The 10,763-nt window shown below is 69.7% G+C and carries 13 protein-coding genes and 1 pseudogene; 7 read left to right on the top strand and 7 right to left on the bottom strand.

Features of this window, described 5'->3' with window-relative positions:
* Together JL475_RS36615 and JL475_RS36610 are read right to left on the bottom strand one after the other, a co-directional pair.
* Positions 1-254: pseudogene (locus JL475_RS36615) on the bottom strand (hypothetical protein); the annotation flags it as partial.
* On the bottom strand, positions 254-802 hold the full coding sequence (locus JL475_RS36610; RefSeq protein ID WP_202282506.1) for an RNA polymerase sigma factor: 549 nt from the start codon (positions 800-802) through the stop codon (positions 254-256). The pseudogene JL475_RS36615 and the gene JL475_RS36610, both read right to left, overlap by 1 nt.
* A 262-nt stretch (positions 803-1,064) precedes the next feature.
* Here JL475_RS36610 and JL475_RS36605 point away from each other — a divergent pair, with 262 nt between their 5' ends.
* Entirely contained in the window at positions 1,065-2,084 is a 1,020-nt protein-coding gene (locus JL475_RS36605) for an SEC-C domain-containing protein (protein WP_202282505.1), read from the top strand.
* A gap of 215 nt (positions 2,085-2,299) precedes the next feature.
* Here the strand turns inward: JL475_RS36605 and JL475_RS36600 are convergent, their stop codons facing one another.
* Positions 2,300-3,079: an IclR family transcriptional regulator gene (locus JL475_RS36600; protein ID WP_307825302.1), complete on the bottom strand. Its 780-nt coding sequence runs from the start codon at positions 3,077-3,079 to the stop codon at positions 2,300-2,302.
* 231 nt (positions 3,080-3,310) lie between these two features.
* Between JL475_RS36600 and JL475_RS36595 the strand changes: the two genes are divergently transcribed.
* The 5 genes from JL475_RS36595 (at position 3,311) to JL475_RS36575 (ending at position 7,460) form a co-directional block, all read left to right on the top strand.
* The gene (locus JL475_RS36595) at positions 3,311-4,654 is read left to right on the top strand and encodes an MFS transporter (protein ID WP_202282503.1); all 1,344 of its coding nucleotides are present in this window, start codon (positions 3,311-3,313) and stop codon (positions 4,652-4,654) included.
* A gap of 74 nt (positions 4,655-4,728) precedes the next feature.
* Positions 4,729-5,307 (top strand): nuclear transport factor 2 family protein, encoded by a 579-nt coding sequence (locus tag JL475_RS36590; RefSeq protein ID WP_202282502.1) that lies wholly within the window; start codon positions 4,729-4,731, stop codon positions 5,305-5,307.
* 428 nt (positions 5,308-5,735) lie between these two features.
* A complete protein-coding gene (locus JL475_RS36585; protein ID WP_202282501.1) occupies positions 5,736-6,149 on the top strand; it encodes a hypothetical protein in 414 nt (137 codons plus the stop codon).
* 7 nt (positions 6,150-6,156) lie between these two features.
* Entirely contained in the window at positions 6,157-6,312 is a 156-nt protein-coding gene (locus JL475_RS36580) for a hypothetical protein (RefSeq protein ID WP_202282500.1), read from the top strand.
* 482 nt (positions 6,313-6,794) lie between these two features.
* Positions 6,795-7,460, top strand: a complete 666-nt coding sequence (locus JL475_RS36575; RefSeq protein ID WP_307825301.1) for a tetratricopeptide repeat protein — start codon at positions 6,795-6,797, stop codon at positions 7,458-7,460.
* Positions 7,461-7,586: 126 nt separating this feature from the next.
* Here JL475_RS36575 and JL475_RS36570 read toward each other — a convergent pair whose 3' ends face one another.
* From JL475_RS36570 to JL475_RS40875, 4 genes are all read right to left on the bottom strand, one after another.
* The gene (locus tag JL475_RS36570; protein ID WP_202282499.1) at positions 7,587-8,324 is read right to left on the bottom strand and encodes a VOC family protein; all 738 of its coding nucleotides are present in this window, start codon (positions 8,322-8,324) and stop codon (positions 7,587-7,589) included.
* Positions 8,325-8,435: 111 nt separating this feature from the next.
* On the bottom strand, positions 8,436-8,822 hold the full coding sequence (locus JL475_RS36565) for a DUF4440 domain-containing protein (RefSeq protein ID WP_202282498.1): 387 nt from the start codon (positions 8,820-8,822) through the stop codon (positions 8,436-8,438).
* 271 nt (positions 8,823-9,093) lie between these two features.
* Positions 9,094-9,681, bottom strand: coding sequence for a class IV adenylate cyclase (locus JL475_RS36560; protein ID WP_202282497.1), 588 nt, complete (start codon positions 9,679-9,681; stop codon positions 9,094-9,096).
* Positions 9,682-10,079: 398 nt separating this feature from the next.
* Positions 10,080-10,454, bottom strand: a complete 375-nt coding sequence (locus JL475_RS40875; RefSeq protein WP_307825303.1) for an HNH endonuclease — start codon at positions 10,452-10,454, stop codon at positions 10,080-10,082.
* Here JL475_RS40875 and JL475_RS41610 point away from each other — a divergent pair.
* Entirely contained in the window at positions 10,338-10,667 is a 330-nt protein-coding gene (locus JL475_RS41610) for a hypothetical protein (protein ID WP_307825304.1), read from the top strand. The two genes, JL475_RS40875 and JL475_RS41610, sit on opposite strands and share 117 nt — an antisense overlap.
* Positions 10,668-10,763 lie beyond the last annotated feature (96 nt).

Genomic DNA, 10,763 nt, shown 5'->3' with positions numbered 1-10,763 from the left:
GGCGGCGGCCCGGCGACGGTGACGACCAGGGCCGCGGCCGCCACGGCCGCCGCGCCGGCCAGGGCCACACGCCACGCCGGCCGCACGCCGAGGCGGCTCCTTCCCCGCTTCCCCGGCGCCGCCTGCAACTCCCCGGTCCGCGCCATGATGCCCTCCAGCTCGGTCTGCCGGACCTCGGGGTCGACCGGCCTGTCGGGGTCGAGGTGTCCGGGGCGGGCGTCGGTCAGCCGACGCATCAGGTCGTCGTGCTTCATCACGCTTCCTCTCCTGCCGTGCTGAGTCGGGGGCGGACGTGGGGGCGTACCGGCGGCGCCTCGTCGCGTACCGCCACCGCCTTGGCGAGCCGGCGGCGCGCGCGGTGGAGCCGCACGCGCAGGGTGGCCGCCGTGCAGCCGACGACGCGGGCGGCCTCCCGGGGGGTGAGCCCCTGCCACGCGGCAAGGATCAGCACCTCGCGGTCCTCCTCGCCCAGGGACGCCAGGGCGCTTTGGAGCGCGATCCGGTCGGCGACGTCGTCGGCGACGTCGCCCTCGACCGTCTCCGTCCAGTCCCGCAGCTCGGCGGCGAGCGAGACGCGCCTGACCTCGGCCCGTCCGGCCTCGCGCAGGACGTTGCGGGCCACGCCGAGCAGCCAGGGCAGCGGCGGCTGGGGTACGTCGCCGATACGGCGCCAGGCCACCGTGAAGGTCTCGCTCACCACCTCGTCCGCCACCTGCCGCCCCGCGCGGCTGACCGCGTACGCCCAGACGCGCTGTCGGCAGGTGTCGTACATCGCGGTGAAACGTGCCGCGTCATCGGACACGCCGTGCACCTCCGTCCTCCAGGTTTCATCTGTCACCGGGAAGTGGTGCGCGCCGCCCGATCGTTACAGCATGATCCGAAAAATTCTGTGACGGGTCTTTGGAAGGGGCCGCACCGCCGGGGGCACTCGGGAGACATGGACGCTCTCGACACGGCCTGCGACCACGCGCTCCCGCCGCCCCCGGCCCGGGTTCGGCCCCCGGGAACGTCGCCGACCTGCGACGGTCTCTTCTCCGTCACCCGTCGGCAGTACGGTGTCACCCATGCGCCCCGACACGCCCGCCGAAAACGTCGACCACACCGCCGAAGCGGCCCGCCTGGAGCGGACCGCCGGCCTGTACCCGGAGGACGCCGAGGCCCTGCTGCTGCGGGCCGCCGCCCACCTGGAACTCTCCGGCGACCGCTTTGCCGCGGCCGCCCTCTACGACCGCCTGCTGGCCTCCGAAACCGGGCAGACGGCGTTGGAGAACCCGTACCTGGTCCGTGCCCTGAAGGCCTCGAACCTGTGGGAGTACGGCCACGAGGCGGAGGCCCGCGCGATCATCGACGGCATCCGCACCGCGGCCCCGCGCGACCCCGCCCCCTGGGTGGTCGTCGCGGAGTCCCTGGAGACGCACGACGAACTGGAGGCGGCGCACGAGACGTTGACGGAGGCGGTCCGCCTCCTGCTGACCGACGTCCCGGAGCCCCCGGCCCCCACCCACCCGCTCCTCTTCGGCCGCCACCGGGTCCGCCGCATGCTGGGCGTCCCCCACGACGAGTGGGACGCCCTCGCGGACACCGTCCACAGCCTGCCCGTCACCCTGGACGAACTCCACGACCCGAAGCGCGTCTGGTCCCTCGGCTCGGAGAACCCGGCGGAGCTGGAGGCGGAGATCTCCCGCCTCCGAGCAGAACTGGGCGCCTACCGGACCGCCCTGTCCCGTCCCTTCCCGGTGGCGATCCTGCACTGGCCGGCCCCTGAACTGGCCGAGCTCCTGGAGGCGTACCCCTCCCTCACCGCCGAGTACCCCTCCCACGAGGAGCACCTGGCCACGACAGAGACGGCCCTGCGCGAACTCGCCGCCTCCGGCACCCCCAACCTGGGCATCGTCACCGGCACCGTCCCCTCCTACGAGGCCTTCGCCGCCTCCGAGGCCACCACCCCCGACGACACCGGCCTCCTCCCCCAGTACGCCACCACCCTGGCCGCCCGCGGCCGGGCCGTGCCCTGGCCGCCACAGCGGTCGGCGCCCTGCTGGTGCGGCTCGGGCCGGACGTACGGGCAGTGCCACGGCGCCTGAGCGGCGAACAGCCAGGACAACAGCCCTGCCACGCCCCACAGAGAGCCCGACGGCCGTCATGAAGGCCCGCTCGGGCCAGGGCCTGTCCGGCGGGTCATGCCGCAGACGCGGGGCCGGCACGCCCTCCTCCGCCTTGCAGCTGCACACACCAGCCCCAGCTCACCGCCGCTGACAAGGCGCCGTCGATTTCCTGCGACCTGATCCGCCGGACAGGCCTAGTGCTGGAGCTTCGAGGTGAGCTTCGCCTGCATCTTCTGTGTCGCCTGGCGCAGGGCTTGGGCGAGTGCCGTCTCGGACGGGGTGCGGGGGTCCTCGCGGGTGAAGCAGAGGCGTGCCTGCGGCCCCGAGACGGTGATGGCGATGGGCGGGTACCCCTGCGGGGTGGGGAGGGTCTGCGCGAGTGCCGCGATGCCGGGCTGGGTCTCCTCGATGTTGCGCGCGTAGCCGCGCTGCCTGACGTTCTCCAGTTCGGCTTCGAGGGCCGTGCGGGTCGGGGTGGTGGTCTTCGCCGCGTGCGGGAGCGGTTCGTTCGGGTAGATCCGGCGGAGCTGCTCGGTCGTGAGGGTGGCGAGGAGGGCTCGTCCGCAGGCCGAGGTGTGCGCGGGAAGGATCGTTCCCGCCCGGGCTTCGATGCGCATGTGGTGCTGTGAGGCGATGCCGTGGATGTAGCGCACCGCCTGCCCTTCGAGGACCGCGAACTCCACGGTCTCGCCGGTCGCCGTCTGCAGCTCGAGCAGGTCGTCCTGGATGAGCTGGGTGAAGTCCGTGTCGGCGTGGGCGGGGCGGGCGCTGGTCATGGCCGGGCCGAGACGGTAGCCGGGGCCGTCGAGTGAACGCCGCATGAAGCCGTTCGCCTCGAGGGTGGCCAGGAGCCGGTGGGCGACGGAGGTCCCCACACCCAGTTCGTCGGCGGCGCGGGCGAGGGTGACGACCGGCTCCTGCTGGGCCAGTACGAGCAGACGGAGCGCCCTGTCCACAGTTTGAAGAGTGTTCACGATCCGATATTCCCACATACAGGGAATGATTGACTATTCACTCCCTGATAGTGGATTCTCTCGATGTCCGCAGGCGAACGCACACTCGAACGAGTGTCTTTGCGTGGCGCGGACTCCTGGGCGCGAGACCACCCTCTTGCCTGCCCTTGGCGTAAGTGGCCGTTGAGGCGTGAACCGCCCGTCAGCTCGTGTGACGTGCCGCGCAGTGAGGACACCGAGGAGAGTGAAGCGATGACAGTCAGTGAACTCGAGGGGCCGGCCGGAGCAGGCCGGCCGGACACGGCACCGGAGAGCCCGGAGGCCGGGAGCGGTACCCCCACCGCCCGGCGCGCGGTCGTCAGTGGCGCGCTGGGTTCCGCACTGGAGTGGTTCGACTTCTCCGTGTACGGCGCGTTGTCGGCCACGGTGTTCCCCCAGCTGTTCTTCCCCGACCTCGCGCCGGGCACCGCGCTGCTGGCGTCGTTCGCGACCTTCGGGGTCGGGCTGGTGGCACGGCCCCTGGGCGGCCTGGTGTTCGGCCTGCTGGGCGACCGGCTCGGCCGCCGGAACGTCCTCATGTTCACGCTGCTGCTCATGGGCGCGGCGTCGGTGCTGATCGGCCTGCTTCCGACCTACGGCACGGTGGGAATCGTGGCTCCGGTCGCGCTGGTGACGCTGCGCTTCCTGCAGGGCTTCGCCCTGGGAGGCGAGCACACCGGGTCGCAGCTCATGGTGATGGAGCACTCGGCGAGCCGGCGCCGCGGTCTCGCGGGTGCCCTGATGTCGGTGGGATCGCCGATCAGTCAGGTGCTCGCCACCCTCACCCTGACCGGACTCGCCGCGTGGCTCACCGAGGACCAGTTCACCGGCTGGGGCTGGCGGATCCCCTTCCTGATGAGCGTGGCGCTCATCGCCATCGGCTACTACATCCGGCACCGCGTCGAGGAGACTCCGGCCTTCCTCGCCAGCGAGGGCAAGAGCGAGCAGCCGGCCCGCGGGCTGCTGAGGCAGCACCGGAAGACCGTGATGCTGCTGGTGCTCGCGTGGGCCGCGCCGGGAGCGCTGTACTACATCACCGTCACCTTCGCCATCAGCTACCTCACGGGCCAGCTCGGCTTCGACAAGAGCTCCACCTTCGGGTTGATGGTCGTCGCGAACTCGATCTCCATCGGGGCCAGCCTGCTCGGCGGCTGGTCCAGCGACCGGATCGGACGGAAGCGCGTCCTCTTCACGGGTCTCGCCGTGCTGCTGGCCTTCCTCGTCCCGTTCTTCCTGATCCTCGACACGGGCAACTGGTGGCTGGCCGCGCTCACCATCACGGGTGCGCTGTGCGGTGTGCAGTTCATGACCGGATGCCAGGGAGCCTTCTACGCCGAGGCGCTGCCGACCCCCGTCCGGTACACCGGCTCGGCTCTCGGACTCACCGGCGGAAACATGCTGTTCGCCGCACCGGCGCCCCTGCTCGCGACGTGGCTGATGCAGATCTCGGACAACGGAACCCTGCTGATCACCGTCTACGGCCTGCTCACGATCCTGATCTCCGCCGTGGCGATCCGCCTGCTCCCGGACCGTACCGGCCGGCGACTCGACGCGTGACGGGACCGCACCCTGCCGTACCCGCCCCGACATTCCCCCCACCTGCCTGAATCCTCACCCGAGGGAGAGAAACAATGACCGACGACGCAGCTCGCGCCGCCAGCGTGGTGACCGAGGAGGACCTCCGCCTCCTGCGGGAACTGAAGGTCAAGGACCGGCTGCACGACCTCGAGGCCGCCTACTGCCGCGGGATCGACCGGCGTGACCCCCAGTTGCTGAAGTCGATCTTCTTCGACGACGCCTTCGTCCGCCTGGGCGACATGAAGGAAGGCGGGGTGGACGAGTGGGTGAACTGGATCATCGACGAGTTCAAGCCCCGCTTCGAGAACACCACCCACTACCTGCTGAACGAGTGGTACAAGGTGGACGGCAAGACCGCCGAGGGGGAGACCCATCGCCTCTCGTACCACCGGTTCGGGGACCCGGCACGCGAACTGATCGCCGCCAGCCGCACGTTCAACCGGTACGAGGAACGCGACGGCGTCTGGAAGATCACTTTCCGCGAGGTGATCCGGGACTGGATCCATGAACGCCCCGTGGACCAGGAGCTGTTCACCGGTGGGTTCGCCATGGAGCTGAGCAAGCCCGGCCCCGAGGACAAGAGCTACCAGGTGCTCTCGATGTTCGGCCGCGGCCCGCTGCAGCCCGAGTGACCCCTGGCCCCGCGTCCGGCCACGGCCCCGCCGCCCGCGGGACGGGCCCCGTGGGGAAACCCCCACCACCCTAAGCACCGATGACCTCGCCCTTTCCCCCGGGGGCGGGGTCATCGGTTTCCCGGCGCCACCGCCCGCCCAGCCGTACCCCGGCCCGCACCGAGGCCACCGCGATGCTCACCCGCTGGGCCGGCCGCACCTGAAGGCCCCGGAGGGCTCGCCGGACTGCCCCGTCCCGCCCCTTTCGGGTGGCGATCCTGCACTGGGCTGCGCTCAGAAGCCGCCCATATCCCAGCGAGCCGTGGACGCCGAAGTGTCGGGGCACCTGGCCGAGATCATCTGCTGATCTCGAACCGAGCGGGCTCTCTACCCAACTCCTGTGATAAACCGGGAAAATCACCGTGCCGCGAGCAGAGAGGACACCCCCCATGGGCCGCCCGACGACCTCGGCTCCGCTGCCGGGCGACACGAAGGTACTGTCCATCGGTCTGCATCCGAGTGCGCTCGACTACAGCCGGATGCCCGACGGTGTCGACGAGGCGGTACTCACTGCCCGGATCGAGGCGGCGAACACGGCGCTGCGCGAAGCGGGGTTCGATGCTGTTCCGTGCCTGATCGACGCCTCTCCGGACCGCGCCGCGGCGACCGTCCGGGAGCAACTCCAGAAACACACCTTCGGTTTGGCGATGATCGGCGGTGGCATACGGATGCTGCCGGAGAACACCCTGCTGTTCGAGCGCCTGATCAACATCCTCACCGAGGAGACGCCCTGGATCCGGCTCTGCTTCAACACGACGCCGGAGGACACAGTCGAGGCGCTGAGGCGGTGGATCCAGGCGTAGACGCGGTGTGACCAGCTGTCAGCAGGGTCGGGAACCGGCGCGGTGGCCGCTGCTCTGTTTCCAGCCCTCGACCCTGCCGGACATCGACCGCTGGGTCCGCCGCAGCACCCACCGTCTGCACCGGGTCGACAGCTGCGTGCCCCGGCTGGAGCGGCGATGGTGAGGGAGGCCGACGGCGGCGGCAGGACCGTGCCGACTGTCGTCATGGCGGGCCGGCCGCACGTCAGCCCCGACCCCGGATGGGGGCGCGCACGGTTCCCTCGCCCACTCGATCGGGAACGACGCCCTGACGGAGAGGAGCCCGCCGGCTCCGGAGAACCGTCAAGCGTGCCCGATCGGACCCTGACCGTCCTTACCGCCCCTTCGGGGCTCACCGTCCGAGGCGAGGCACGGACCCCTCCTCTGCTTGCGCCGCAAGCGGAACCTGTCCTGGTCGGACGTCTTCCCGTAACCTCACGGCCTGTGAAGATCACACGGGTGATAGGGGGCCGCTCACGGGAAGTGGCCGCCTTGGAACGCCTCAGTCAGCTGTGTCAGGAAGACAAGTACGAGGAGGCCGAGGCCGGGGCCCGGGCGCTCGAGGCGGCATCGAGGCGTCTGCGCAGGCGAGGTTGGGGGACCGCTGTGGCGTGGCACGCCAGGGCCGTGGCCACGGCTGCGGCCTGTGCCCACGGGCGCGGAGCGCAGGTGCTGACCGAGCTGGAATCCCTCACGGCAGAGCTGAGCGGAATGGTCGGTCCCGGGAGGGAGCTGCTGCTGATGATCCGGAACAACCACATGGTGGCCCTCAACCAGGAGGGGCGCCACGAAGAGGCGGAGGCCGAAGGGCTGGAAGTACTGCGCGACCTGACCCGCCTCAAGCATCTGGTACCGGTGTGGGGCATCGAGTTGTGCGTGCTGGACAGCCTGGTCGACGCCCTGTGCGGGCAAGCCCGCTACGAGGAGGCCGAGGCCATCGCCCGAGGGAATCTGCCCCGAGCCGAAGGGAGCACGGCCGCTGCTCTGCACTGCGGCCTGATACACAGCCTGAACGGGCAGGGGCGGTACCGGGAAGCGCTCACCGAGGCGCGCCGGTTCACCCCGCCTCGGGATCGGAGCCAGAGCGGAAGCCTGGGGATGGGCACGGCCGTCGCCCTCCACGGCCTGGGGCACCGGAGCGAGGCGGAAGCGGCAGTGCGTGAGGCACTGGCCGACTGCGAACGGTCCCTGCACCCGGACCACCCCCGCATCCGGGAAGCCCGCACGCTGCTGACCCGCATCACCGTCGGCGACCCACCAGTGCCGACAGCCGAAGAGACCGCACGCGGCTGATCGTCCCAGTACTCCAACCCTGTGCACCGGCACTCGGCGACCGGCCGACCCACGCCCGCCTCCCCAACGCTTCGGCCGCCGCTCCCGACCAGCTGACCCACGAACGGCCGGAGCCGTCGCTCGAGGTCAGCGAGGGGCGAGGAGGCAGAACTCGTTGCCCTCCGGGTCGACCAGAACCGTCCAGGGGATTGCGGACTGGTCGATACCGGGGTCGGTGGCGCCCAGGGCGCGCAGCCGGGCTTCCTCTGCTGCCAGGTCGTCACCGGGGTAGGGGCGGACGTCGAGGTGGACGCGGTTCCACACACTCTTGGTGTCGGGGGTGCGGAGGAACTCCAGGTAGGGGCCGACGCCCCGGGCGGAGCGCATGGTCGCGTGGTCGTCGGTGACCTCGTGCAGCGTCCAGTCCATCGCCTCGCCCCAGAACCGGGCCATCGCTCGTGGGTCGGTGCAGTCGACCACCACCGCGGCGATCGGCCCGGTGTCCCGGTAGGTCGGACGGGGCTCCAGGAGGCAGAACTCGTTGCCCTCCGGGTCGACCATGACCGTCCAGGGGACGTCACCCTGACCCACGTCGGCGGGCGTCGCGCCGAGGTCCTTCAGGCGCGCGACCAACTCCGCCTGATGGGCGGTCGAGGTGGTGGCCAGATCAAGGTGCACCCGGTTCTTCACTGTTTTGGGTTCCGGGCGGGCGACGATGTCGATACAGACGGCCACGGGGTCGGGGTAGGCGAAGCCCACGGGTTCGAGGTTGGTCACACCGGGCGCCTCGCTGTCGACACCCCAACCGAGTGCCTCCGCCCAGAACCGACCGAGCACGGAGTCGTCCCGGGCCTTCATGTTGATCTGCACGAGCCTTGTTGTCATGCGCAGATCCTAGAAGCCGCCGCCGGCCCTGGCCGCCGCGAACACGCGGACGACACCGCCCAGGCCGCCGCCGGTCTGTTCTCCCAGCAGCAGAACGCCCGAGATCCGCAATTACACAGCGGCGGGAGGGAGGGACGTGGCCTGGTGGTAGTACATCTGCCACGTCGCAGCCGCACCCTGCTTGCGCCAGAGCGAACTTCGCCATGCCCGGTTGCCGTCCAACGTGGTCTCGTAGGTGAGATGCACCAGCCCGGGAGCCAGCAGGACGCCGGTGAAATTCGAGGGCTCGTAGCGCGGGCCGCTTTCAGCGGCACCGTCCAGCTCGGGCAGCGCGGCAATCATCTCCTCATAGGTCCACCGCCGCCCCGAAGCGCCGACCTCTACGAAGTCCGGGGCCAGGAGCTGCCGGGCAAGCGAGCGTGTGGCACGCACCCTGGGGTCCATCAGACGCAGCTCGCCTGCGATCGCTTCCCGTACCTCATCTGTCTCTCGGCTCATGCAGGCATCTTCGTCCAGGAGCCCAAGCCCTTCGCAACCGAGTTACCACCCGCCGGGCACAACCTGGCCTCCAGGCCGGCTGCGGCCACCTGTCGAGACGGCCCCTGAGCAGGGAGCAGCTGGGGGCCACCGAGCGGCAAGCTCTGGACCGCCTGACCGAAGACCTCCATGCCGAAGCGGAGGTCGACTCCCGTGGGCGGACTCGGCGACCCCGAGGAACACCCGGTGGCGTCGGGCGACTTCTGCGAGCGTGACTCGCCCGCCTTCGGGATCAACCGCGCTGGGGAGCCGAGGAAGGATCCCCCTGCTTCTCGGCATCGGAGAACAGGAGGGTGGGCTCGGCGAGGATGTCGCGACCGGCCTCGCTCTTGTAGATCTCGTCGACGCTGCCGAACCGGGCCTCGGAGTAGTCGAGGTCCAGCAGCGCGGCGGCCTGCCGGACCGATGCCTCGTCGGGCCCCTCGATCTCCAGGAACGTGGGGAGGTCGGGCCAGGTGTCGAAGTCGAAGGCGACCTCGCCCAGGCGCCACTCCTCGCGGTAGTTCTCCTGATAGCGGACCTCGGTGAGGCCGACCCGGCGCAGGATGTCGGCCATGGCGTGCAGGTCGGTGACCTCGGTCTCGATCTCCTTGGTGCCGTCGATCGTCGTGGCGTCGGTGACCTGCTTGAGCGTGAGCGTCGAGCGGGTGCCCTCGTCGCGCAGTCGGAGCCACGCCCCTTCGTCGAGGGAGTCGTTCTCGAAGATCTTGCGGGTGAGGAGGGTTCGGGGCAGCGCCTGGACGGCACCGAGGGCAGTCAGCCTGGCCTGCAGTCCGGCGACATCGACGGCCAGGAACTTCGCCTCGTACTCGTGCTTCATGGGTCCTTCTCTCAGAAACAGGGTCATGTCCCTCGTCATGGTGTAGGGGATCAAGCATTACGTGTTCCGGTACAAGTACGAGGCCCCTGACGATCTCCGGAGAAGCGGCAGTCCACGAGGCGCCCTGCTGAGACGAGTTGAACGCCCGGTCCGGCGGAGCCACCGTCCCCGACTTGCGGATTCCGGTGCCTTGATCAGCTACACCACCGGCGGGACGCCATCCGGACGACTGGGAAACGTCTCGTACTCGGCGGGGGCCAATCTGGCCTGGGGGATCTCCTTCGTGCTGCTCGGGGGGGGGGAGGCATTCCCGTGAGGGCTCCTGGGCAACGCATCCAAGACCCAGACCTCCGTCCGCTTCCCATCTCTGCCGAGAAGCGGACGGCCCAGTGTGCTCCTTATGGCGCCTCACCAGTGGCTTTCTGCTCCCAGGACCTCCGGTGGTAGCGAAGGTACTCCTGGTGAACTCGGTGACTATCTTTCACGGTGAGCTTCGGCAAGAGCCTTACGCCCGACAAACCCGCATGCGCAATGACAGACCAGTCTTCGGCAACTGTGATGGCACCAATGTCGAGCCGTACATGGCAGTTAGGGCAGAGACACAGGATGTTGGGCTCGACGTCGGGACCGTGGTGAGGCTTCCCCAGAGGCCGTATGTGAGCACCCTCGCTGTACGGCTTGCCGTCCGGCCCGACCAGTTGGAGACCACACAGCTGGCACTCCCCCTTGTAGAGCTGCTTGATCCGTTTCGCGGCAGCCGTATCCCGGATCAAGCGGCGGACCCGCATGCTGCGCGATCGTGGGAACTTCTCCACATCCTGGCGCTCGCCAGACAGCCCTTCATACGCCTGCCGTTCGCCGCCTTGCCGATCTTTCTCATCGTCGAGCTCTTCCAGCACTTCGAGGACACGACGCTCGAGCGGGGTCTGCGCCTGCTTAAGAACCGGCAAACGCCTCAGATCGAACTGACAAATGTGAATCGGTGATCCGTCAGGGGCCGGACGCTTTGAACCTCGATCCACCGCGTGAATTCTGCTCACGGGCGTCGGGCGGCTCCTGGTGGTTTCTTCGGGACGCGGGCA

This window comes from Streptomyces sp. M2CJ-2, from assembly GCF_016757295.1.
In the GTDB taxonomy this organism is placed as follows: domain Bacteria; phylum Actinomycetota; class Actinomycetes; order Streptomycetales; family Streptomycetaceae; genus Streptomyces.
Note: the sequence above shows the minus strand (reverse complement) of the source record. Positions and strands in the feature narration are given on the sequence as shown.